21 protein-coding genes and 1 tRNA gene are annotated in these 22047 nt (G+C 66.4%); 11 read left to right on the forward strand and 11 right to left on the reverse strand.

The window, feature by feature from the left end; all coding sequences use genetic code 11:
* Window positions 1–94: 94 nt before the first annotated feature.
* The 3 genes from ASG39_RS08870 to ASG39_RS08875 all read right to left on the reverse strand — a co-directional run bounded on the left by ASG39_RS08870 (window position 95) and on the right by ASG39_RS08875 (window position 1428).
* Window positions 95–790, reverse strand: a complete 696-nt coding sequence (locus tag ASG39_RS08870) for an HAD family hydrolase (RefSeq protein ID WP_062594645.1) — start codon at window positions 788–790, stop codon at window positions 95–97.
* 132 nt (window positions 791–922) lie between these two features.
* Entirely contained in the window at window positions 923–1087 is a 165-nt protein-coding gene (locus ASG39_RS23755; protein ID WP_244481185.1) for a DUF86 domain-containing protein, read from the reverse strand.
* The gene (locus ASG39_RS08875; protein ID WP_062594646.1) at window positions 1084–1428 is read right to left on the reverse strand and encodes a nucleotidyltransferase domain-containing protein; all 345 of its coding nucleotides are present in this window, start codon (window positions 1426–1428) and stop codon (window positions 1084–1086) included. Before ASG39_RS08875 ends, ASG39_RS23755 begins: the two co-directional genes overlap by 4 nt.
* Before the next feature lie 145 nt (window positions 1429–1573).
* Between ASG39_RS08875 and ASG39_RS08880 the strand changes: the two genes are divergently transcribed.
* The 3 genes from ASG39_RS08880 to ASG39_RS08890 all read left to right on the forward strand — a co-directional run bounded on the left by ASG39_RS08880 (window position 1574) and on the right by ASG39_RS08890 (window position 3963).
* Window positions 1574–2725, forward strand: a complete 1152-nt coding sequence (locus ASG39_RS08880; protein ID WP_062594647.1) for a site-specific DNA-methyltransferase — start codon at window positions 1574–1576, stop codon at window positions 2723–2725.
* 577 nt (window positions 2726–3302) lie between these two features.
* The gene (locus tag ASG39_RS08885; protein WP_244481186.1) at window positions 3303–3689 is read left to right on the forward strand and encodes a type II toxin-antitoxin system RelE/ParE family toxin; all 387 of its coding nucleotides are present in this window, start codon (window positions 3303–3305) and stop codon (window positions 3687–3689) included.
* Window positions 3661–3963, forward strand: coding sequence for a transcriptional regulator (locus tag ASG39_RS08890; protein ID WP_062594649.1), 303 nt, complete (start codon window positions 3661–3663; stop codon window positions 3961–3963). The genes ASG39_RS08885 and ASG39_RS08890 overlap by 29 nt, the downstream gene beginning before the upstream one ends.
* Window positions 3964–4057: 94 nt before the next feature.
* Here ASG39_RS08890 and ASG39_RS08895 read toward each other — a convergent pair whose 3' ends face one another.
* The 3 genes from ASG39_RS08895 to mutY all read right to left on the reverse strand — a co-directional run bounded on the left by ASG39_RS08895 (window position 4058) and on the right by mutY (window position 6967).
* A complete protein-coding gene (locus tag ASG39_RS08895; RefSeq protein WP_062594650.1) occupies window positions 4058–5089 on the reverse strand; it encodes a calcium-binding protein in 1032 nt (343 codons plus the stop codon).
* Between the two features lie 154 nt (window positions 5090–5243).
* On the reverse strand, window positions 5244–5867 hold the full coding sequence (locus ASG39_RS08900) for an HAD family phosphatase (protein WP_062594651.1): 624 nt from the start codon (window positions 5865–5867) through the stop codon (window positions 5244–5246).
* The gene (gene mutY / locus ASG39_RS08905) at window positions 5864–6967 is read right to left on the reverse strand and encodes an A/G-specific adenine glycosylase (protein ID WP_062594926.1); all 1104 of its coding nucleotides are present in this window, start codon (window positions 6965–6967) and stop codon (window positions 5864–5866) included. Before mutY ends, ASG39_RS08900 begins: the two co-directional genes overlap by 4 nt.
* Before the next feature lie 213 nt (window positions 6968–7180).
* On the opposite strand from mutY, the gene ASG39_RS08910 reads away from it, so the two are divergent.
* On the forward strand, window positions 7181–7690 hold the full coding sequence (locus tag ASG39_RS08910) for a DUF721 domain-containing protein (protein WP_062594652.1): 510 nt from the start codon (window positions 7181–7183) through the stop codon (window positions 7688–7690).
* Window positions 7691–7696: 6 nt separating this feature from the next.
* Here ASG39_RS08910 and ASG39_RS08915 read toward each other — a convergent pair whose 3' ends face one another.
* Window positions 7697–8050, reverse strand: coding sequence for a type II toxin-antitoxin system VapC family toxin (locus ASG39_RS08915; RefSeq protein ID WP_244481187.1), 354 nt, complete (start codon window positions 8048–8050; stop codon window positions 7697–7699).
* A 53-nt stretch (window positions 8051–8103) separates the two neighbouring features.
* Window positions 8104–8346 carry a hypothetical protein gene (locus tag ASG39_RS08920; RefSeq protein WP_062594654.1) on the reverse strand — a complete coding sequence of 81 codons (243 nt, stop codon included), beginning with the start codon at window positions 8344–8346 and terminating at the stop codon, window positions 8104–8106.
* Window positions 8347–8575: 229 nt separating this feature from the next.
* Between ASG39_RS08920 and ASG39_RS08925 the strand changes: the two genes are divergently transcribed.
* The 5 genes from ASG39_RS08925 (at window position 8576) to ASG39_RS08945 (ending at window position 18193) form a co-directional block, all read left to right on the forward strand.
* On the forward strand, window positions 8576–9409 hold the full coding sequence (locus ASG39_RS08925; protein ID WP_062594655.1) for a DsbA family protein: 834 nt from the start codon (window positions 8576–8578) through the stop codon (window positions 9407–9409).
* Window positions 9410–9505: 96 nt separating this feature from the next.
* Entirely contained in the window at window positions 9506–12970 is a 3465-nt protein-coding gene (locus tag ASG39_RS08930) for a chromosome segregation SMC family protein (RefSeq protein ID WP_062594656.1), read from the forward strand.
* Window positions 12971–13172: 202 nt separating this feature from the next.
* Entirely contained in the window at window positions 13173–13421 is a 249-nt protein-coding gene (locus ASG39_RS24775) for a hypothetical protein (protein ID WP_156468083.1), read from the forward strand.
* Between the two features lie 192 nt (window positions 13422–13613).
* Window positions 13614–16289, forward strand: coding sequence for a pyruvate, phosphate dikinase (gene ppdK, locus ASG39_RS08940; protein ID WP_062594658.1), 2676 nt, complete (start codon window positions 13614–13616; stop codon window positions 16287–16289).
* Window positions 16290–16363: 74 nt separating this feature from the next.
* On the forward strand, window positions 16364–18193 hold the full coding sequence (locus ASG39_RS08945; protein WP_062594659.1) for a GGDEF domain-containing protein: 1830 nt from the start codon (window positions 16364–16366) through the stop codon (window positions 18191–18193).
* A 42-nt stretch (window positions 18194–18235) separates the two neighbouring features.
* Here ASG39_RS08945 and ASG39_RS08950 read toward each other — a convergent pair whose 3' ends face one another.
* Window positions 18236–18652, reverse strand: a complete 417-nt coding sequence (locus ASG39_RS08950; protein WP_062594927.1) for a hypothetical protein — start codon at window positions 18650–18652, stop codon at window positions 18236–18238.
* A gap of 440 nt (window positions 18653–19092) precedes the next feature.
* Here ASG39_RS08950 and ASG39_RS08955 point away from each other — a divergent pair, with 440 nt between their 5' ends.
* Window positions 19093–20061: a DUF1499 domain-containing protein gene (locus tag ASG39_RS08955; protein ID WP_062594660.1), complete on the forward strand. Its 969-nt coding sequence runs from the start codon at window positions 19093–19095 to the stop codon at window positions 20059–20061.
* A gap of 87 nt (window positions 20062–20148) precedes the next feature.
* On the opposite strand, the gene ASG39_RS08960 is transcribed toward ASG39_RS08955, so the two are convergent.
* Window positions 20149–21081 carry an MBL fold metallo-hydrolase gene (locus ASG39_RS08960; protein WP_062594661.1) on the reverse strand — a complete coding sequence of 311 codons (933 nt, stop codon included), beginning with the start codon at window positions 21079–21081 and terminating at the stop codon, window positions 20149–20151.
* Window positions 21078–21374 carry a cupin domain-containing protein gene (locus ASG39_RS08965; RefSeq protein WP_062594662.1) on the reverse strand — a complete coding sequence of 99 codons (297 nt, stop codon included), beginning with the start codon at window positions 21372–21374 and terminating at the stop codon, window positions 21078–21080. The genes ASG39_RS08960 and ASG39_RS08965 overlap by 4 nt, the downstream gene beginning before the upstream one ends.
* A 301-nt stretch (window positions 21375–21675) precedes the next feature.
* Here ASG39_RS08965 and ASG39_RS08970 point away from each other — a divergent pair.
* Window positions 21676–21750, forward strand: a tRNA-Gln gene (locus ASG39_RS08970).
* Window positions 21751–22047: the final 297 nt, after the last annotated feature.

The raw sequence follows: 22047 nt of genomic DNA on the forward strand, positions 1-22047 counted from the left end.
GGCCCGATCGCCTCAGCATTGTCAGACCGAATGTGCGCGGCGGCTGTTCCAACGGTCGCCGCGTTTTTCGTGCCGGAAACCTCCGACGGCCCGATCAGGCTCCCAGCTCCTCCGACCATTCGGCCAGCGCCTCGATGGTGGCGGGCAGGGCGGTCATGCGGGAGATGACGGTTTCGGCGCCGGCTTCGGTCAGGGCGTCGGCATGCGAGGGGTAGCTGTGGGAGGCCCCGGTGAAGCCGATGACGCGCATGCCGGCCGAGCGGGCGCCGTGGACGCCGTGCACCGAGTCCTCCACCACGATCACCCGCGACGGGTCGATGCCCATCTGCGCCGCGCCATGCAGGAAGATGTCGGGCTTCGGCTTCACGCGGTCCTCGCCGAGGTCGCGGGCGGAAAAGATGTTGCGGCCGAACAGGTCCTTCAGCCCGACCTTGCCGAGCATCATCGCCAGCCGCTCGGAGGTGGAGTTGGAGCAGACGCACGTCTTCAGCCGGATCTGCGACAGCGCCGCCTTGACCCCGTCGATGATCTGCACATCGTCCTTCAGCCGCTGTTCGAGGATCTCGCTGTGGCGCGACAACAGGCGCGCCGAGAGGGGGATGGTCGCCTCGCGCTCGATCGCCAGCAGCGTGTTCTGCCAGGTCATGCCGGCATAGCGCTCGGCCATCTCCTCGGTGGAGATCGGATAGCCCGCCTCCGTCAAGAGCGCCGCCTCGACTTCGGAGGCGATGATCTCGCTATCGACGAGCACGCCGTCGCAATCGAAGATGATGAGGTCGATACCGGACATGGGAAAATCTCTGATGCATGGGGGACGAATGGGGGATGCCCCGCGCTTTACACGAGGGGACGGCGCGGGACAATGCGCGAACGACGGAAAGCGAATTTCCATGTCAGGACGACGGCAGGGACGCGCCCATGCCTATGCCGGGGGATGCTGCGCCGGCAGCCCGGCAACCGCGCGTTCGAGAGCGGGGATTTCGTCGACGATGACGCCCCGGAGGATCGTGTCGGAGAGCCCGTGATATGCGTGCCGGATGATGTTTCCGTCCGCCGCCGCCTGAATCCCGAGGATCGCGTCGTTCATGTCTGAAAGCGCATGTCGGAAATCGCGTGCCACGAGAAAACCTGCAGGGCCGAGGCTTCGATATCCGCCTTCAGCATGGGGTGGAGCCCATCCCGGGTTGTGATATCGACGGTCGAATCCAGGCGCTCTTCCAGCATCAGCTTGATGCCGATGAGATCGAAGGCATTGAAGCGGCTGGCAGGATCGTCGTCGATGAAGAGGTCGATGTCGCTCGTTACCCCGGCTTCGTCGCGCGCCACCGAACCGTAGACGGAGAGCGATGTCGCGCCACAGGAGCGCACCGCCTCCGCCTGGCCACGGAGACGCTCGATGACCTGTCTTCGATCGAGGTGCGCTGTCATGCGATCGCGCTTAGCGCAAAACACGCAATCGATCCATTCGTCGGTTTTTCGCGCAAGTTTTGCGGCTCTTCAGCCTTTGGTAACCAAACTCGGTAACCATAGCAGCAGAATATGTGTCCCAGAGTCAGCGTATCAGCGAGTAGTCATGGTGTCCCTGAAGTCTTCCGTCGTTTTGTCTGCTGAAACCTCCCCCGCCGCCGGTTCCGCCCGGGAATCCGGGTGGCTCGACACCATCATCAAGGGCGATTGCGTCTCCGCCCTCGAGAAGCTGCCCGACAATTCGGTCGATGTCGTCTTCGCCGATCCGCCCTACAACCTGCAGCTCGGCGGCGCCCTGCACCGGCCGGACCAGTCGCTGGTCGATGCCGTCGATGACGCCTGGGACCAGTTCGCCTCGTTCGAAGCCTATGATGCCTTCACCCGCGCCTGGCTTCTGGCCTGCCGCCGCGTGCTGAAGCCCACCGGCACGCTCTGGGTCATCGGCTCCTACCACAACATCTTCCGCGTCGGCGCCATCCTGCAGGACCTGAATTTCTGGATCCTCAACGACATCGTCTGGCGCAAGACCAACCCGATGCCCAATTTCAAGGGCCGCCGGTTCCAGAACGCGCATGAAACGCTGATCTGGGCGAGCCCGAGCGCCAAGGGCAAGGGCTACACCTTCAACTACGACGCCCTGAAGGCGGCAAACGACGACGTGCAGATGCGGTCCGACTGGGTCTTCCCGATCTGCTCGGGCGGAGAGCGCCTGAAGGACGAGAACGGCGACAAGGTCCACCCGACCCAGAAGCCGGAAGCCCTGCTCGCCCGCGTCATGATGGCTTCCACCCGGCCGGGCGATGTCGTGCTGGATCCGTTCTTCGGCTCGGGCACCACCGGCGCCGTCGCCAAGCGCCTCGGCCGCCATTATGTCGGCGTCGAGCGCGAACAGACCTATATCGACGCGGCCCGTGCCCGCATCGAGGCGGTCGAGCCGCTCGGCGGTGCCACATTGTCGGTGATGACCGGCAAGCGCGCCGAACCCCGCGTCGCCTTCAACGTGCTGGTGGAAAGCGGCCTCATCAAGCCCGGCGCCATCCTCACCGACGCGCGCCGCCGTCACAGCGCCATCGTGCGCGCCGACGGCACGCTCGCCAGCGGCGGCGAGGCCGGCTCCATCCACCGCCTCGGTGCCAAGGTGCAGGGCTTTGACGCCTGCAACGGCTGGACCTTCTGGCACTACGAGGATGGCGGCGTGCTGAAGCCGATCGACGACCTGCGCAGCGTCATCCGGGCCGATATGGCACGGCTGGGGTGATGCTGTAAGCCAAGGGGTCAACGCCCGCGTCAGCCCTTCATCCGGCCGCCGCCACATTGCCCCTCGCCCCGCAAGCGGGGAGAGGGCCAGGGGGAGGGCCAGGGTGAGGGGAGGCCACGCCCAAATGTCGCCATCTCCGCCAGATTCTCTCCGCATTGTTTAAGAGAATTTAACCTCTCCGCCGCTAGTCTCGCATCTGCGATACCGCCGTTGATCAACCACCGGCAGACCGCGATGCGGACAGGGTTCCGGCGATTGCCGGGGCTCCGTCCCAAGACGAAGCGGGAGTGCGATCTATCGACGGGAAAGCCCGCCGACAGTCGTCTTTCCTCCGGTTTCGTACCTTCAGTCCCGGAGGAATCAGAAACGCCCGGCCGCTTGAAAAAGCCGCCGGGCGTTGCTGTTTTTCATGCAGCGATTTCTAAAATAATATCTGCTTCAGGCCGGAATTGTGGCATCATGCGGCGGTTGCCACATGATTTCGATAAGGGTCGATCCCGTATCCTGATGATTGCCTCTAGATGATCGCTCTTGTTGCTTGTATTACGGAGTGATATAGAAATTGTCGTTGAGAGTCTTGAAGGACGTTGAATTTCACAACTGGGCGATCGAATACGGCGTGTCAGATGCGATGCTGTGCACGGCCGCAAAGGAGATCGAGGCGGGTCTCGTCGATGCCCGGCTTGGCGGGTTCCTCTTGAAGAAGCGGGTGGCGGCACCGGGTCGAGGCAAGTCGGGAAGCTACCGGATGCTCGTTGGCTATCGACAAGCCGATAGGCTCATTTTCGTGCACGGCTTTGCGAAGAACGAGACGGACAACATCACGAAAAACGAAAAGGCAGCCCTTCGGAAACTGTGCGAGATCTACATGTCCGCGGATGACAGCACGCTTGCCGAGATGATCGCAAAGACCACGATACGGGAGATCGCGTGCAATGAGTCGCATACTGAAGAACGTCCATAAATCTGCCGAGCGACTGCAGGATGCAGGTTTCGTCGATGACGTGACGATGAGAGAATTCGACGCGCTCTGCCTGCCTCCTCTGCGGGACTATTCGCCCGATGAGATCAGGAAGATCAGGGCTGATAGCAAGGCCAGTCAGGCAGTCTTCGCCAGCTTCATCAACGTTAAGAAAGTGACGGTCGCGGCATGGGAGCAGGGGAACAAGAAGCCGAACGGTACGGCCATCAAGATTCTCGACCTGATCGAGCGCAAGGGGCTGGACGTCCTTCGATAGGATATGCCGGTTTAAAGCATGGAAGCGCCGCACATCACGATCGACGCGCGGCGCTCCTGAAGCCTGAAAAGCCCTTTAGAGCCTGAAAAGCCCGTTAGAGAATGAAGTCGTCGGCATACATCTTGGTGACGCCGTTGACGCGGATTTCGAAGTCGGCGCGGCCGTCGCCGTTGACGTCGCCCGAGAGGATGCCGTTCGAGAAGCGCAGTTCGCCGGCATGCTGGGTGAAGCCATGGCTGCCGATATAGTCGAACGACTGATTGCCGCCGGAGCGCGAATTCGCATCGATCGTGCCGAGGTCGATGAGGTCGCCTTCACCCGGGCGGAAATCGGCGATGAGGTCGCGGCCGCTGCCGACCCGGCTTTCGCTGACGCTGTCGAAGAAGAAGATATCCGCGCCCGAGCCGCCGTTCAGATAGTCGGTGCCGGTGCCGCCGGTGATGTCGTCTGCGCCCGCGCCGCCATAGATGTAGTCGTTGCCGCTGCCGCCATAGAGGCTGTCATTGCCGCCGAGGCCGTAAATGTCGTCGGCACCGCCCTGGCCCTTGATCACGTTGCGAACCGAGGAACCGGTGATGTCGTCGGCCGCATTCGTGCCGATGGCGTTTTCGATGCTGATCAGATCCTCGGCCTGATCGTTGTCGATGATCGCCGTGCCCTTGCCGAGATCGATGTCGACGCCCTTGCCGCGCTGCGAGGCGTAGTTGTCCTGCATGGCGTAGCTGATCGTGTCGACGCCCGAGCCGCCATTGAAGCTGTTGTTGTAGCCGACCGACACGAAGGTGTCGTTGCCGGCATCGCCCTTGTAGACGCTGGATTCGGAATTGACCTCGAAACGATCGTTGCCGTCGCCGCCCGAGACGATGTCATAGGCCTTCGAATCGCCGGCGCGAATGTCGGCGACGTAGAGATCGTTGCCGGTGCCGAGGAAAATGTCGTTGCCGCCTTCGTAATAGTTGACGACCCGGTCGCTGCCGGAGCCCGCATCCACAAAATTGAAGCCGCCCCGGCTGTCGGTGCGGTTGAGATAGATCGTGTCGTTCCCGCCGTAACCGTAGATCGACACTTCGGACAGGTTGTTCTGGGTCAGGATGTCGTTGCCGTTGGTGCCGTAATATTTCGCCATGAAAGCGTCCTCGCAGAATGATCGGTCAAGATGACGGGCCGAGACTACACCGATCAAGTGAACGTCGGCTGAACCAAACATGGCTTTTCAGTGATATGAAAAAGGCAGGCCCGGTCAGGTCGTTGCGCGCCGGGCCCGCCGGACGATCGAGATGCTACACGGGCAGCCCGAGCCGTGCGAGATCGGCCTTCAGCCGGGGCCCGTCGATGAACTGCACCGCCTGCCAGCCCGCCGCCCGCGCGCCCTCGACATTGGCGAGGCTGTCGTCGATGAACAGGGTGGCTGCGGGTTCGAGGTCGAAGGCCGCCTGGTGCGTCTCGTAGATCTCGCGGTCGGGCTTGATCTGGCGCTTTTCGCCGGAAACCGTCACGCCGCGCGGCAGGTTGAGAAAAGCGAAGCGGGCCCGTGCCTCGGCAAAGGTGTCGGCCGCGAAATTGGTCAGCATCGTCACGTCGTAGCCCTTCTCGACAAGGCTTTCGAGGATCGCGACGCTCTCCTCATAGGCATGCGGCACCATCTCGCCCCAATGCAGGCGGAAGGCGCGGATATGCGCCTCCTGCTCGGGAAACTGCGCGATCAGATGCGCCTCCGCATCGCTCCAGCTGCGGCCGCGGTCCTGTTCCAGGTTCCATTCATGCGTGCACACGGTCGCAAAGAAAGCGGTGCGCTCGGCCTCGTCGGGAATGAGGCGGCTGAACGGAATATTCGGATCGTAATGGATCAGCACCTTGCCGATGTCGAAAACGATATGGCGGATGGGCGTCGTCGCGTCGGTCATGGGCGTTTCTCCTTCTTGAGATCCTTGGGTTCGAAACTTCCGGGCAGGGCTTTCTCGATCGCCTTCTTCATCACCGTCGGCAAGGCCTGCTCGGCGAGCGAAGCGCGCGGTTCCCACCAGCCATTGGCCGCAATCGCCGCCCGCTCGACCTCGGCCTTGAGAACGCCGAGCCGCAGCTCGAAATGGGTGAAGACATGCACGATGCTGCCGCAGTCGCGCCAGGCGATTTCGCGGGCGGCAGCAAAAGGCGGCGCCGGCGCGGCCGTCCCGTCGGCCGTCCACTCGGTGCCGGGAACCTCGGTCATGCCGCCCAGCAGGCCTTTGTCGCCGCGCTTGCTGAGATAGACGGCGCCGGTCGCGTCGGTCGCGACATAGGCCGTGCCATAGCGCACCGGCTTTGCCTTCTTCGCCAGCTTCACCGGAAAGCGCTCGGGGTCGCCGGCCTTGAAGGCGCGGCAATCCGCGTTGATCGGACAGAGCGCGCAGACCGGCCGGCGCGGCGTGCAGAGGGTCGCGCCGAGATCCATCATGGCCTGCGCGAAATCGCCCGGCCGCCCGGCGGGCGTCATGGCCGCGACCAGCCGGCGCATGTCGGGCCGCGCCGCCGGCACCGGCGTCTCCACGCGGTAGAGCCGGGAGATCACCCGCTCGACATTGCCGTCGAGAACCGCGCTCTGCCGGCCGAAGGCGATGGCGGCAATCGCGGCGGCGGTATAGTCGCCGATGCCCGGAAGCGCCTTCAAACCCTCTTCGGTATCGGGAAAGCGCCCGCCATGCCGGCTTGCGACCTGTTCGGCGCAGGCCTTGAGGTTGCGCGCGCGGGCGTAATAGCCAAGCCCCGCCCAGGCCTTCATCACGTCCTCGGTGTCGGCCGCGGCAAGATCGGTCACGGTCGGCCACAGCGCCCGGAACTTTTCGAAATAGGCTTTGACCGCCTGCACCGTCGTCTGCTGCAGCATCACTTCCGACAGCCAGATATGATAGGGGTCGGGCCGCAGCCCGTCCGCCGCCATCGCCGGCGTGATGCGCCAGGGCAGCACGCGGTGGCTGCGGTCGTACCAGTCGAGCAGCAGCGCGGTGGGGGAGCCCGCCTGCGGCATCGGCGCCGGCCGGGACGTGTCGAAGGGCAGGGCCTCTGCGGTGGACGGAAAACGTTGCATCATGGTCCTTGCGGCCGACTTGCCCTATAGATCATCGCCAAGCAGCCGAGCCGAGCCGTCTTGCCGCGCGCCATGCCGCCCCGAGCGTCATAGCCGAAACGGCATCGGCGGGTAAGGGCTGCGACAGCATTCACCACCGACGGGAACCACCGCATGGCGCCTTCCAAGCCCTATACACCGAAAGGCGTCCGCCAGATCAGCGAGGTCGCCAACGGTCTCCTCGATCCGGTTCTGGCGAAACGCGCCGGCATCAGCACGCTGCTGCTCGGCTCCTGGGACGAGATCGCCGGCGAGGCCTTTGCCGATTGCACCCGGCCGGAGAAGATCGCCTGGCCGCGGCGCGTCTCGGAAATGACCGGCGAAAGCCGCCACCAGCCGGGCGTTCTCACCATCGCCTGCGACGGCGGCCGGGCGCTGTTCCTCGCCCATGCCGAGGGCGAACTCGTCCAGCGCATCAACGGCTTCTTCGGCTTCCCCGCCATCGACCGCGTCCGCATCGTCCAGAAGCCCGTCACGCCGCAGAACCGCACCCGCCGTCCACCGCGCCCGCTCACCGGCCAACCCGCCCGCCACCTCGCGGCGCTCACCGCCGAGATCGAGGACGAAGGCCTGAAGGCGGCGCTGACGCGGCTGGGCACGGCGGTGCTGGGGAAGACGCGGTAGGGGGCGTCAGTCCCTCCAGGGATCGATCTTGCTCAGGCCGCTCGCGGCAAACGGCGTGACATCGCGCGTCGCCACGGAGCCGTTTCTCGCGACAGCGATCGCCGCGATCTGTGCGTCCGCCAGTCCGATCCCGTTCTGCCGCGCCCTTTGCAGGATCACGGCAAATTCCCGTGCCGCCGCCAGGTCGAATGGCAGGATTCGATCGTGAAACAGGGTCGTCACGAGATGGTCGAGCGCGTGTTGCAGCGCGTCTTTCCGCCGCCCCGCCGGCAGGATCGCCGCGCCGGACAAGATCTCAGCGACGGTGATGGTCGTCAGGAACAACGAACCTGCCGGTTGTGCGTCGAGCCAGGCCAGCACGCGCGCGTTCGGCGATTTTCGCAAAGGCTCGGACACGACATTCGTGTCGAGGATCATCCTGTGAAGGAGGGGGGTTCGTAGGTTTTCCGGTCTCGCCCGTCTTCGAGGTCGACCCCGCCGATCGATCGTCCGACGGCGCGCAGAGAGGAGCCGATGCCACCCGGCACTTCGCTCTCCGCGACCCTCTGCAGAATGGCGTTGATCTCCGCTTCCGTCGTGCGTCCGTTTCGGCGCGCACGGGCTTCCACAGCCTGATGGGTGTCTTCGGGGAGATTTCGGATCGTAATGGCCGTCATCGTCTGCCTCGCCTCCGGTCCTGAAGGGCTGCCTGCGCGTTCGATTGTATCAGTAGCGTGCCGCCCTAATCAACACGTGCGACCATCACGCACGTGCGATATCGGGAAAGGAAGGCCCTCGCGCCACAAATGCCTCACAATTCTTTGAACGATGCGCTAAGGGGACCCCTTGTCCGGTCCCGGCCGGCGCGATATCGCAAAGGCCCGTCTCCGCTTGAACAGGTGAACCATGTCCCTTTCCGAAATGACCTTGCTGAAACGCCTTTCGAGCGGTGTGGCCATCGCCACGCTGGCGCTCGCGCTCGTCGCCTGCAGCGACGAGAAGAAGGAGACGGCGAATGCGGCGGCTCCGGTCGAAACCGTGGATACCGCGACCAAGACCGAGATGAAGCCCGCGGATACGATGACGACATCGTCCACCGCAACAACGCCCGCGACGTCGCAGACCCAGATGGCCCAGGCGGCCGCCCCGGCCGCAGCGCCCACGGCGGCACCCGAACTGCCCCAGGCCGATGGCGAGGTCGAAGTTTCCAAGCTGATGGAACCCGGCGCTCTGCCGGAAATGGCGATCGGCAAGGCCGATGCCCCGGTCACGATCGTCGAATATATGTCGATGACCTGCCCGCATTGCGCCAACTTCCACAATCAGACCTTCGACACCATCAAGACGAAATATGTCGAGACCGGCAAGGTGCGCTTCGTGCTGCGCGAATTCCCGTTCGATCCGCGCGCGGCGGCCGCCTTCATGCTGGCGCGTTGCGCCCCGGAAGGCCAGTATTTCCCGATGGTCTCCATGCTCTTCAAGCAGCAGGAACAGTGGGCCGCGGCCCAGAACGGCCGCGATGCCCTGCTGCAGATGTCCAAGCTCGCCGGTTTTTCACAGGAGAGCTTCGAGGCCTGCTTGACGAACCAGAAGCTTCTGGATGATGTGAATGCCGTGATGCAGAAGGGCATGAAGGAGTACCAGGTTGCTTCGACGCCGACCTTCTTCATCAACGGCAAGCGCTATTCCGGAGACATGTCGGTTGACACCATGTCGGCCCTTATCGACCCTCTGCTTTAAGTCGCGCTCCGATGCGGCACGGGAAACCGTGCCGTTTTTCCCGTTCGTCCCGTGTCCGGTCATGACCGCGTTCCCGTTTGAGACGGGCCGGCCGTCATGAAGTTCACCAAGCTGCGTCTGGTCGGCTTCAAGTCCTTCGTGGAGCCGTCCGAATTCGTCATCGAGCGCGGTCTGACCGGCGTGGTCGGCCCGAACGGCTGCGGCAAGTCGAACCTCGTCGAGGCCCTGCGCTGGGTGATGGGCGAGAATTCCTACAAGAACATGCGCGCGTCCGGCATGGACGACGTCATCTTCTCCGGCTCGGGCAAGCGTCCGGCCCGCAACACGGCCGAAGTCGGCCTCTATCTCGACAACAGCGACCGCACCGCACCTGCCGCCTTCAACGACAGCGACGAGATCCAGGTGACGCGCCGCATCGAGCGCGAGAACGGCTCGGTCTACCGAATCAACGGCCGTGAGGCGCGCGCCAAGGACGTCCAGCTGCTGTTTGCGGATGCCTCGACCGGCGCCCGCTCGCCCTCCATGGTCGGGCAGGGCCGCATCGGCGAGCTGATCGCCGCCAAACCCCAGGCCCGCCGGCAATTGCTGGAAGAGGCCGCCGGCATTTCCGGTCTCCATTCCCGCCGCCACGAGGCGGAGCTTCGCCTGCGCGGCGCCGAAACCAATCTCGACCGGCTGGACGAGGTCACGGCCGAGCTCGAAAGCCGCATCGAGAGCCTTAAGCGCCAGTCGCGTCAGGCCAACCGTTTCAAGATGCTCTCGGCCGAGATCCGCGCCCACGAGGCCATGCTGTTCCACATCCGCTGGGTGCAGGCCAAGGAGGCCGAGGGCGAGGCGGACAGCCTGCTCAACCAGGCGACCTCGCTGGTGGCCGAAAAGGCGCAGGCCCAGATGGAGGCGGCGAAAAACCAGGCGATATCGAGCCTCAAGCTGCCCGAGCTGCGCGAGGCGGAGGCCCGCGCGGCCGCCGGTCTCCAGCGGCTGCAGATCGCCCGCACCCAGCTCGACGAGGATATGAGCCGCACGTTGCGCAGGCGCGACGAACTGCAGCGCCGCCTGACCCAGCTCGGCGAGGACATTGCCCGCGAGGAACGGCTGGCGCTCGAAAATGCCGGTGCCGTCGCCCGTCTGGAAGAGGAGGCCGAGGCGCTGCAGGCCGATGCCGAGGAGGCCGGCGAGCGGGCGGAAGAGGCGCGCGAGCGCCTGGTCGAGGCGCAGGACCGGCTGGAGACCAGCGAGCGGGCGCTGGCGGCGCTGACCGCCGAACGCGCCGAAGCCTCCGCCGCCCGGGGTCAGCTGGAACGCGTCATCCGCGACTTCGGCGACCGGCAGATGCGCCTCGCGCGCCAGATATCCGAGCAGGCCGGCGAGATCGCCACGCTCGACCTAGATATGGCAGGCCTCGAAGACCCGGAAGCGCATCGCGAAGCCGTGGAGATGGCGGACGCCGAGATCGAGGCGCGGACCGAGGCGATCATCGAGGCTGAAGACGCGCTCGGCGACGCCCGCGCCCGCGAAGCGGAGGCCCGCGGGCCGCTGGAGGCCGCGCGGGCGCGGCTGAGTGCGGCGGACACCGAGGCGCGCACCCTGCGCCGCCTTCTGGAAGCCGCAACCCTGTCGGGCGGCGCCAGCCCCGTGGTCGATGCCATCGCCGTCGAGCGCGGTTTCGAGGCGCTTCTGGGGGCTGCCCTCGGCGACGATCTCGAATCCCCGCTCGATGCGTCGGCGCCCGTCCACTGGCGCGATCCCGGCGGCGGCGATGCCGATCCGGCCCTGCCGCCGGGCGCCGCCCCGCTGATCGATCATGTCACCGCGCCGGACGCCCTGCGGCGCGGCCTGTCGCAGGTCGGCATCGTTGCGGACGATGCCGCGGCCGAACGGCTGCTGCCCGCGCTCCACCCCGGCCAGCGCCTCGTGACGCGGTCCGGCGCGCTCTGGCGCTGGGATGGTCATGTCACCGGTGCCGATGCGCCGAGTGCGGCCACCCTGCGGCTCGAAAACCGCAATCGGCTGGGCGAACTGGACGCCGAGATCGGGGAGGCCTCCGACGCTCTGGAGCAGTGCGAGCGCGCTCTGAGCCAAGCGACGGACGCGGTCCGCGCGGCCGACGAGGCGGTGCGGATGACGCGCGAGGCCGAGCGGCAGGCGATCCGCCGCCTGTCGGAGGCGCGCGACGCGCTGACGGCCGCCGAGCGCGCCCAGGGCGATCTCGCCCGCCGCCGTGCGGTTCTGGCCGAAGCCGCCGCCCGCATCGAGGAACAGCGCGCGGAAACGGCGACCGCGCTCGAGGACGCCATCGCGGCGCTCGAGGACGCTCCCGACATGGCCGGCCTCGACCAGCGCCTCGCCGTGCAGGGCACGGAGGTCGCCGCCGACCGCTCGGCGCTCGCCGAAGCCCGCGCTTTGTCCGATGGCCTCACGCGCGAGACGGATGCGCGTGCGCGGCGGCTCCGGGCGATCGACGCCGAGCGCGCGACATGGGCCGCCCGCGCCGTGAGCGCCGACGACCATATCGCCACGCTGCGCGACCGCGAGGCGGAAGCCCGCGACGAGATCGAGGCCATCCTCGATGCGCCCGACGAATTCGACGAGAAGCGGCGCGCCCTGATGAGCGCCCTCTCGGACATGGAAGCGGCCCGGCGCGCGGCGGCCGACCGGCTGGTCGAGGCGGAAACCCGCCAGCGCGACGCCGATCGCCTTGCCACGACCGCCCTCTCCGATCTGGCCGAGACCCGCGAAAAGCGCGGCCGCGCCGAGGAGCGGCTGATGTCGGCGCGCGAAAAACGCATCGAGGTGGAAGCGGCGATCCGCCAGGCCCTGTCCGTCGCCCCGCACGACGTGCTGCGCCTGACCGGCCGCACAGCCGATGCCCTGCCGGCCGATCCGCGCGGCGTAGAGCGCGACCTCGAACGCCTGAAGATCGAGCGCGAGCGCCTCGGCGCCGTCAACTTGCGCGCCGAGGAGGAGCAGGCGGAACTGGCGGGCCGGCTCGCGGCGCTGCTCAAGGAGCGCGAGGACGTGATCGACGCGATCCGCAAGCTGCGCAGCGCCATCCAGAACCTCAACCGCGAGGGCCGCGAACGGCTGCTCGCCGCCTTCGACATCGTCAACGCCCAGTTCCAGCGCTTGTTCAGCCACCTCTTCGGCGGGGGAACGGCGGAGCTGCAACTGATCGAAAGCGAGGACCCGCTTGATGCCGGCCTCGAAATCCTCGCCCGCCCGCCGGGCAAGAAGCCGCAAACCATGACACTGCTGTCCGGCGGCGAGCAGGCTTTGACCGCCATGGCCCTGATCTTCGCCGTCTTCCTCACCAATCCCGCGCCCATCTGCGTGCTGGACGAGGTCGACGCGCCGCTCGACGACCACAATGTCGAGCGCTACTGCAACCTCATGGACGAAATGGCCGCCTCCACCGAAACCCGCTTCGTCATCATCACCCACAACCCCATCACCATGGCCCGCATGAACCGCCTCTTCGGCGTCACCATGGCCGAGCAGGGCGTGAGCCAGCTGGTCTCGGTGGATCTGCAGACGGCGGAGCAATTGCGCGAGGCGGTGTGAGGGCGGGAGGGAGCGATCAGTCGAAGGCGCCGCCGTCCGCCCGAATGCTAGCCTGCGGAAATGCCCGAACACCGGCCGATCGCCGTTCCCCTGCCGAACCAGCATTCGGCAGAACGAAGAGCGTCATGGTTCATCGAAGACAACACCTCGGCGATGGCCCGGTGCTCGGCGCGGAGATATCCCATCACACCAGCATATGGCCGTGACCGAAGGTCTCGGTCAGTTCGCGGATCAGCAGCGCTTCCTCGTCCGACAGGCGTTCGCGATCGACAAATCGCCAGTTGCGCTCGTAAAGGGCAAAGACGTCGTCCGCATCGATCGGGCGCGCGGGGTCCCTGTTCCAGACGAGGTTTCGCAGCTCGGGAAATTGCGCCGGTATGATCTGATGTGCAAAACGCTGCGGCCTGTCCCAACTCTATCGGCACAGGGTGGAAAAATCAAAAAAGACTGAAGGCCACACGATGTCCGGAGGCCACCGCACCCGCGCCCCGCAACAATTTTGCTGCAATGCAACACTATAGCCGCACTTGCAGCATTCCTAATCGGTTGCGGATGCTGTAGCGTGAAATGGGAGAAGAGGCGGGACGGGCCGGGGTTGCGGGAATGCGACGCCTGGCGCGGGCGTCTCAGGGTGGAGACGGACATGGTGAAGTGGGTATACACCTTCGGCGGAGGCAAGGCCGAGGGGCGGGCGCTGGATCACGATCTCCTGGGCGGCAAGGGTGCCAACCTCGCGGAAATGTGCAGCCTCGGCCTGCCGGTGCCGCCGGGCCTCACCATCGTCACGCGCGCCTGCGCGCTCTATTCCGAAAACGGCCGCGCCCTTCCCGACAGCCTGAAGACCGAGGTGCTCGCCGGCATCGCCCTCGTCGAGGACATGGCCGGCCGGCGGTTTGGCGACGGGGAACGGCCGCTGCTCCTGTCGGTGCGCTCCGGCGCCCGCGCCTCCATGCCCGGCATGATGGATACGGTGCTCAATCTCGGCCTCAACGACGAGACGGTCGAGGCGCTCTCGCGCGACAGCGGCGATGCCCGCTTTGCCTGGGACAGCTATCGCCGCTTCATCCAGATGTATGGCGACGTCGTCATGGGCATCGACCACGAGGTCTTCGCCGAGCTTCTGGAGGACGAGAAGGGCCGGATCGGCAAGGAGCAGGAGACCGATTTCACCGTCGGCGAATGGCGCCGCCTCGTCACCCGCTACAAGGACGTGATCGAGGAGGAGACGGGCGAGGGGTTCCCGCAGGATCCGGCCGTGCAGCTCTGGGGCGCCATCGGCGCGGTCTTTGCCAGCTGGATGAACCCGCGGGCCGTGACCTATCGCCATCTCCACGATATTCCCGCCGACTGGGGCACCGCCGTCAACGTCCAGACCATGGTGTTCGGCAATCTCGGCAATGACTCCGCCACCGGCGTCGCCTTCACGCGCAATCCCTCGACCGGCGAAAAGGCGCTCTATGGCGAGTTCCTGGTCAATGCGCAGGGCGAGGACGTGGTCGCCGGCATCCGCACGCCGCAGAACATCACCGAGAGCGCCCGCATCGCCTCCGGTTCCGACCGGCCCTCGCTCGAAAAGGTCATGCCGGAAGCCTTCGCCGATCTCTGCGCCATCTGCGACCGGCTGGAAGCCCATTATCGCGACATGCAGGACATCGAATTCACCATCGAGCAGGGCAAGCTCTGGATGCTGCAGACCCGCTCGGCCAAGCGCACGGCACGCGCGGCGATGAAGGTCGCGGTGGATATGGCCGACGAACGGCTGATCTCGCGCGAGGAGGCCGTGGCCCGCATCGATCCCGCCGCGCTCGACCAGCTGCTGCACCCGACCATCGATCCCGCCGCCCGCCGCGATATCATCGGCGCCGGCCTGCCCGCCTCGCCGGGGGCGGCGACTGGAGAGATCGTCTTCACCTCGGAGGAGGCGGTTTCGGCCAAGAAGGAGGGCCGCTCCGTCATTCTGGTGCGGGTCGAGACGAGCCCGGAAGACATTCACGGCATGCATGCGGCCGAAGGCATCCTGACGACGCGCGGCGGCATGACCAGCCACGCCGCCGTGGTCGCCCGCGGCATGGGCATCCCCTGCGTCTCCGGCGCCGGCTCCATCAGGGTCGACCTGCGCAACGAACGGCTGACGGCCGCCGGCGCGACCTTTGTCCGGGGCGATATCATCACCATCGACGGTTCCTCGGGACAGGTGCTCAAGGGCCGCGTCTCCATGGTCCAGCCGGAGCTTTCCGGCGATTTCGGCCGCATCATGGAATGGGCGGATGCAAGCCGCCGCATGACCGTGCGCACCAATGCGGATACGCCGGCCGATGCGCGCGCCGCGCGCTCCTTCGGGGCCGAGGGCATCGGCCTCTGCCGCACCGAGCACATGTTCTTCGAGGGCGAGCGCATCAACGTCATGCGCGAGATGATCCTCGCCGCCGACGAGGCCGGACGGCGCGCGGCTCTCTCCAAGCTCCTGCCGATGCAGCGGGCCGATTTCACCGAGCTCTTCTCCATCATGCACGGCCTGCCGGTGACGATCCGCCTGCTCGATCCGCCGCTGCACGAGTTCCTGCCGAAAAGCGACGAGGAGATCGCCGACGTCGCCACGGCGCTCGGCATGAGGCCGCTGGAACTGCGCCAGCGGGTGGATGCGCTGCACGAGTTCAACCCCATGCTTGGCCATCGCGGCTGCCGCCTCGCCATCTCCTATCCCGAAATCGTGGAAATGCAGGCCCGCGCCATCTTCGAGGCGGCCGTCATCGCCGCCCGCGAGACGGGCGCGCCGGTCGTGCCGGAAATCATGGTGCCGCTGGTCGGTCTCAAGGCCGAGCTCGACTACGTCAAGGCGCGCATCGACGCGGTCGCCGCGGAGATCCTTGCCGAAGCCGGCGTCGGCATCGATTATCTCGTGGGCACCATGATCGAGCTGCCGCGCGCCGCCCTTCGGGCCCATGTCATCGCCGAATCTGCCGATTTCTTCTCCTTCGGCACCAACGACCTGACGCAGACCACCTTCGGCATTTCGCGCGACGATGCCGCGCAGTTTCTCAACACCTACCGCATGAAGGGCATCATCGACCGCGATCCCTTCGTCTCCATCGACTATGACGGCGTCGGCGAGCTGATCCAGATCGCCGCCGAGCGCGGCCGGCGGACCAAGAACGGCCTGAAGCTCGGCATTTGCGGCGAACATGGCGGCGATCCCGCCTCGATCCGCTTCTGCGAGGAGACCGGCCTCGATTATGTCTCCTGCTCGCCGTTCCGCGTGCCGATCGCCCGTCTGGCCGCCGCCCAGGCGGCCATCAACGGCAAGATTTCGGGGGCCTGAATTTTAGGGTATTCACCCCCGCTTAAAGGTTCATCAGTATCGGTTTGAGGAGACGAGGCTTAAGGACGACCCAGATGAAACAGGCGAAGCGGCATGCGCGATCCTTGTATGGCCAATGGCGCAGCGCCTGCCTTCTCCTGTCGGCAGCCGTCCTCGGCATGGCGCTCTGGATCGTCGCACCGTCGGCCAGGGCCTTCCTTGATGCCGAACAAAGCCTTGCCGGCGTCCATGAATACGAGGCGCTGCTGGTGGCGACGCGCGCGCTGTCGGCCGAGCGCGGACCCTCCAACGTCCTGATGTCGATCGAGGCCGGCGCCGATCCCGCGGCCGTCGCCAAGCTGCGGGAGGCGCGCCGCCTGACGGATGCGGCCTTGTCCGTGGTCGACCGGACCCGGACCCTGCCGCTGGCGCCGGGCATCCTGCGCAGTCTCGAGGACGATCTGAAGAACGCCCGTGCCAGCATCGACGCCATCGCGCTGCTGCCGCAGGCGGAACGGTCCCTCGAGATGCTGACGGAGGCGATCGCCCGGATGTTTGCGATCGCCGATGCGATCCAGCCCTCCGTTGCCCGCGCCGCCGCAACGCTGCAGATGCGCCATCCCGGTCTGTCCCGCAGCGTCTTCACGGCGCTGATCGCCACGGATCTGCGCGAGCAGGCGGGGCGGCTCGGAAGCTATGTCGTCCCGAGCGTCTCGCGCGGCCTGGCGCTCTCGCCGCAGGCCGTCGACAAGGTCAACCGCACCGCGGGCAAGATCGAGCAGCTCGTGTGGATACTCGGCGCGCGCATCGACGCCTCGGACGCCGGCCTGCGCCAGCAGATGGGCGAGGTGCGCCGGCTCTTCATCGGCGAGGGCGTCCGGCTGATCGAAAGGCTGACGCAGGAAGGGCGCAGCGGCGCACCTTACAGCGTCGCCCCCGCCGACCTCACCGGCCTCTACGTTCCGACGCTCCTGCCGCTCGAAAACCTGCGCAAGGCCGCAATCCACCAGATGGTGACCGATATCGGCCACGGCCGCGATCTCGCTTTGCTGAAGCTCGTCGGCATGGCCGCGGCAACGGCGCTTCTCCTCGTGCTGCTGGTCGTCGTCCTGCGGCGCCTGTTCCTTTCGGTCCTGCGCCCGCTCTTGACGGCGCACGAGATGATCGTCGGGCTGGCGGAGGAACAACCGGTCGAGCGCGTGGCGACCAAGGCCGACACGCGCGAACTCAACGATCTCTTCGAGGCCATCGCCCGGCTGGAACGGCAACTGTCGGAACGCCGCGACCTGACCGAGCGGCTGCGCTTCCAGGCGGAAACCGATCCTCTGACCGGCCTTTTGAACCGGACCCGTTTCGCAAGCCTCGGCGACGACCGGTTCGCCGCCGCCCTGCGGACCGGGACGGAGACGGCCGATCGGGAGTGCCAGATGTCGGAAAACCGCGTCGGCGTGCTCTATATTGATCTCGACGGCTTCAAGGCCGTGAACGACACGCATGGCCATTTCGCCGGCGACCAGCTGCTGCGGGAGATCGCCTCCCGTCTCTCGAATGTCGTGGGAGCGGGCGTTGCCGGCGCCGACGGCCTGCTCGCGCGCCTCGGCGGCGACGAATTCGCCATCTGCACCAGCGGTCTGGACGCCGCCGGGCTCGAAGCCTTTGCAGGCCGCGTGCTTCTCCAGTTCAACAAGCCGACCGACATCGGCGGCCTGCCGATCCGCGTGGGTGCGAGCATCGGCATGGCCCTGATGGCAGGCGGAGGAGACGCAGGGGAGACGGAGAGTTTTGCAAAGCTCTGTGGAGAAGCCGACATCGCCCTCTACGAGGCCAAGCGCAGCGGCCGCAACACCTGGCGCCTGTTCGGCGAGACGAACTCGAAGCGCACCACTCCGGTCGAGGTGTCCCCGCTGCGCGCTCTGGCTGGCTAGGGCCGGCTGGGGTCGGGGCCCGGCAAGCGTTTGCCGGCGCGTCTAGATCCGCTGAAAAACATCCACGAAGGCCTGGGCGAAACTCGCGAGGCCAAGCGTGCGCTCATCCGGCTTCTCGATGCGGATCGAGGTGCCGTCGGCCTCCAGGCAGGCAAAGATCGTCTCGGCGCCAGCCCCAGTGTCGCGCGGGATGCGCAGCACGGCGATCCGCAGGCAGTTTTCGACGAGACCGGAGGCGGGGAGGTCGAACAGGAAGGCGCCCTTGAGGTCGGTCGCCGCCGCGCGCACGCGATCGGCAAACGCGTCGCCGCTGCCGACCAGCCCGTCGCCCACCATGCCGTCGAGCACGATGCCGTCCAGCGACAGCTCGAGCTCCAGCATTTCCATCGTGAATTCAAAGTCGCCACCCTCTGGAGCGCCGCTCTGGATGGCCGGGGTTTCGATTTCGGCAGAACGCATGGTCGTCATCCCCCTTTTGCAACCGGTCCGACCCGGTCAGGATAGCCGACTGCGGGGCAGCAGGCCAAAGGTCTTCGATAAAATCGTTAACAAGAATGGCAATTCCGTGGCAACGCGTCTCCCGGTTGCGGAAGATCGTGAAGCGGGGATTAACGTCGCAGCCGCGCAAAGGTTCCAGCGTCGGCTCTCAGGCAAGGCCCGCAGGTCCGGACAACCGACGCCCGTGTCGCACCCGGAAAGGATCGACCGTCGATGCCGTTCGGCAACACCCGCAGGCGCCTTGCGATTGCCGCCTTCGCCTCGCGATTGCCGCCTTGGATGATGCGCAGGATGGTGTAAGGACAGAGCGACGTGCGATCCCTGGGCCAAGCGCCGGGTGAGAGCGCAGACGTGCGACGACGTGGGACAGGACGTGGAACGAGACGGGGGTTCGGCCGGCAATGATCACCTATGAGCGCCCGATATCCTACGCCGCCCGCGCGGCGCGCCATGTCGCGCGGCTCGCCTTCGCCATCTTCGTCCTGTCGCTTGCCGCCCACCGCTTCGGCTCCCTGTCGAGCACGCTGTTCGTCACGCTGGCGCTCGCCAGTGCGGCGCTGGCGCTGGTGGCCGTTCTCCTGTCGGTCGTCGGCTTCGTGCGGCTGTGGCAGGTCGCGGCCGTCGGCGGCATCGCCTCCACCATGGCGCTGGTCTATGCGGCCCTGCCGCTCGGCGTCGCCGGCCTCGCGCTGTTTCAGGTGGTCGAAAAGCCGGCGCTCACCGATGTGTCCACCGATCTCGTCACGCCGCCGCCCTTCATCCGCGAACGCCCGGTCGAGGCCGGCTGGCTGACCCCGACGCCGCCCGCCGCGGCCGACCGGCAGGCGCAGGCGCAGGCTTTTCCCGCGCTCACCGGGCGTCGCTACGACGGCGCGCTCGACCGCGTGCTGACCGGCGTGCGCATAGTGGCCGAACAATCCGGCATCGCCATCGTCGCGGAAGAGGGCCTCGAAAACGCCGAGCCCGATTTCGAGGATCTCGCCCAGAAAACCGAGCCGCCGCCCACCGACGGCCAAAGCGGCGCCAAGGGAAAGACCAAGGGCAAAACGGCAAAAGCCGGCCGCAGCGACCCCTTGGGCGACGATCCGGGCCCGGTGCCCATTCCGCTCTCGCGCCCGAAGCCGGATCTCGGTCCCTTGCCGCCCGGCCGAAAGGCCGGCGATATCCTGCTGCAGGGGGAAAGCCGCAGTTTCCTGGCCGGTTTCCGTTTCGATCTCGTCATCCGTCTTCGCGAAGAGTCCGAAACCACCTTCGTCGATATCCGCGTCGCCTCCAGGCTCGGCCATCACGATCTCGGCCTCGATGCCGCCGTGGCCGAGCGCTTCCTGCACGCGCTCGACGCCGAGCTTCTGGGCATCGCCGGCGACTGAGGCCGGATACTGAGGCTTGATCTTCCCCCGGCATCGCCGGGCATGTTGTCGGACGGCCGGACCCGCGCGCCGCGACAGACCGCCGGCTCAGGTCAGCCGGTAGCGTCCGTTAAGCGCCGGCGGCCCCTCGGTCACGACGATCCCGCGCTCCACCAGATCTTCCAGATGGGCGAGCACGGAGAGAGCGGCGGCACCATGCAGCCGCGGGTCCGTCGAGGCATAGAGCGCCCGCACGATCTCGGAAATCGCACCGTCGCCGCGGCGGATGCGCTCCACCACGCCGCGCTCGCGCATGCGCCGATGTGCCCGCAGCCCGCGCAGAAACTTGTGGGGCTCCGTCACCGGCCCGCCATGTCCGGGCAGATAGAGCCGGTCGTCGCGCGCGAGCATCGTCTCGAGCGAGGCCATATAGTCGCGCATCGACCCATCCGGCGGCGCGACGATGCTGGTCGCCCAGGCCATCACGTGATCGGCCGAGAAGACGATGCCCGTTCCCTCCAGCGCGAACGACAGATGGTTCGCCGTATGGCCGGGCGTCGAAAGCGCCGTCAGCGCCCAGCCGTCGCCGGCGATCGTCGCACCATGGCCGAGCGCGAGATCGGGCACGAAATCCAGGTCGGCGCTTTCCGAAAACGGGTTGACCTCGCCCGCATGCAGCGGCCGGGAGGGCCGGTGCGGCCCCTCCGCCGCGATCACCCCACCCACACGGGCCTGGAGAACGCGCGCCAGCGGCGCGTGATCGCGGTGCGTGTGGCTCACGAGAATATGGCTGACCGGCCGCCCTTCGATCGCGCGCAGCAGCGCGGCCAGATGCGCATCGTCGAGCGGACCGGGATCGATGATCGCCAGCGTCTCCTCCCCGACGAGATAGCTGTTGGTGCCGTGAAAGGTGAACGGCGAGGGATTTTCGACCGTCACCCGCCGCACGCCGTCCGCGACCGCAACCGCCTGCCCATAGGCCGGCGCGAAGGCCCGCTCGAACTGCGGCTCCTCCTCGCTTGCAAGGGACGCGCCGCTCATTTCAGTTCGATCTCGATGAAGCACATGGGCGCGTCCCCGGCATTGACCACATTGTGCTCCACGCCGGCCTCCCGCCGATAGACCGCACCCTTGGCGACATCGAATTCCCGCGCGCCTCCGCCATCCTCGATCCGGAAGCGGCAATCCGTCATCGGCACGACGATATAGGAAAGCCCGTGGACATGATGCCCGGTCTCGGCCCCGGGCGCGAAATCCCACTGCGTGACGCGCATGAAACCATCGTCGCTGACCACCGTCGGCCGCGCCGGCATCCGAGCCCGATATCCCGCCATTCCCGTCTCCTCACACCGCGCCGACCCGGCCCGCATCCTGCCCGCTGCAAGAGCGCGCCCGAAAGCCGACCCTAGCCCAATTCGCCGCCAACCGAAACGACGGTGCCGAAAGCCGGAACCCGAAACGCAGAACCCGAAACACAGAACCCGGACCATGGGACCCGAACCACGGGACCCGAACCACGGAACCGCGAAACCAGCGCCCGGATAATCTTGAGACCCGACGAACTTACCCGTTGTCCCCGCCCTCACGCTTTGCTATCAGCCCAACACCCGGACATCACCGCACCCGGGCCGGCAATGGGGCGTCGCCAAGCGGTAAGGCACCGGTTTTTGGTACCGGCATTCCCAGGTTCGAATCCTGGCGCCCCAGCCAGCAGCTTTTTTTCAGCCCGGAAATCCACGTTTTCCAGCGCTTATGCTGAGCTGGGAATCGAATGGGACGCAGTGTCTCACAGGACTGTCTGACAAGGCTGTCTGACACGGGTGCCTCACAGGAAGGCCGAAAATCCCGCTCACTTTTCACAAAGGCTTCAGCATGGCAGCCGTTCGCGTTCTGGAAAGCGTCGCCGGTCACGAGGCGAGGCAGGCGAGGAAGAGCCGCCAAGCCTGATAGCCGCCAAGCGTTATTGGCCAAGCATCGGCTAGTTTACCGATCGGGAAGAAATCGTCT

Origin of the sequence: Rhizobium sp. Leaf371, assembly GCF_001424045.1 — a bacterium.
Taxonomy (GTDB): Bacteria; Pseudomonadota; Alphaproteobacteria; order Rhizobiales; family Rhizobiaceae; genus Ferranicluibacter.

What these genes read in the sequence shown, in the direction of transcription:
- ASG39_RS08910 (WP_062594652.1), top strand. Translation starts at nt 7,181, where the DNA reads ATGGCGCCTTCCAAGCCCTATACACCGAAAGGCGTCCGCCAGATCAGC.
- ASG39_RS08925 (WP_062594655.1), top strand. Translation starts at nt 8,576, where the DNA reads ATGTCCCTTTCCGAAATGACCTTGCTGAAACGCCTTTCGAGCGGTGTG.
- ASG39_RS08895 (WP_062594650.1), bottom strand. Translation starts at nt 5,089, where the DNA reads ATGGCGAAATATTACGGCACCAACGGCAACGACATCCTGACCCAGAAC.
- ASG39_RS08930 (WP_062594656.1), top strand. Translation starts at nt 9,506, where the DNA reads ATGAAGTTCACCAAGCTGCGTCTGGTCGGCTTCAAGTCCTTCGTGGAG.
- mutY (WP_062594926.1), bottom strand. Translation starts at nt 6,967, where the DNA reads ATGCCGCAGGCGGGCTCCCCCACCGCGCTGCTGCTCGACTGGTACGAC.
- ASG39_RS08870 (WP_062594645.1), bottom strand. Translation starts at nt 790, where the DNA reads ATGTCCGGTATCGACCTCATCATCTTCGATTGCGACGGCGTGCTCGTC.
- ASG39_RS23755 (WP_244481185.1), bottom strand. Translation starts at nt 1,087, where the DNA reads ATGAACGACGCGATCCTCGGGATTCAGGCGGCGGCGGACGGAAACATC.
- ASG39_RS08890 (WP_062594649.1), top strand. Translation starts at nt 3,661, where the DNA reads ATGAGTCGCATACTGAAGAACGTCCATAAATCTGCCGAGCGACTGCAG.
- ASG39_RS08960 (WP_062594661.1), bottom strand. Translation starts at nt 21,081, where the DNA reads ATGAGCGGCGCGTCCCTTGCAAGCGAGGAGGAGCCGCAGTTCGAGCGG.
- ASG39_RS08965 (WP_062594662.1), bottom strand. Translation starts at nt 21,374, where the DNA reads ATGGCGGGATATCGGGCTCGGATGCCGGCGCGGCCGACGGTGGTCAGC.
- ASG39_RS08900 (WP_062594651.1), bottom strand. Translation starts at nt 5,867, where the DNA reads ATGACCGACGCGACGACGCCCATCCGCCATATCGTTTTCGACATCGGC.
- ppdK (WP_062594658.1), top strand. Translation starts at nt 13,614, where the DNA reads ATGGTGAAGTGGGTATACACCTTCGGCGGAGGCAAGGCCGAGGGGCGG.
- ASG39_RS08955 (WP_062594660.1), top strand. Translation starts at nt 19,093, where the DNA reads ATGATCACCTATGAGCGCCCGATATCCTACGCCGCCCGCGCGGCGCGC.
- ASG39_RS08880 (WP_062594647.1), top strand. Translation starts at nt 1,574, where the DNA reads ATGGTGTCCCTGAAGTCTTCCGTCGTTTTGTCTGCTGAAACCTCCCCC.
- ASG39_RS08950 (WP_062594927.1), bottom strand. Translation starts at nt 18,652, where the DNA reads ATGCGTTCTGCCGAAATCGAAACCCCGGCCATCCAGAGCGGCGCTCCA.
- ASG39_RS08920 (WP_062594654.1), bottom strand. Translation starts at nt 8,346, where the DNA reads ATGACGGCCATTACGATCCGAAATCTCCCCGAAGACACCCATCAGGCT.
- ASG39_RS08945 (WP_062594659.1), top strand. Translation starts at nt 16,364, where the DNA reads ATGAAACAGGCGAAGCGGCATGCGCGATCCTTGTATGGCCAATGGCGC.
- ASG39_RS08875 (WP_062594646.1), bottom strand. Translation starts at nt 1,428, where the DNA reads ATGACAGCGCACCTCGATCGAAGACAGGTCATCGAGCGTCTCCGTGGC.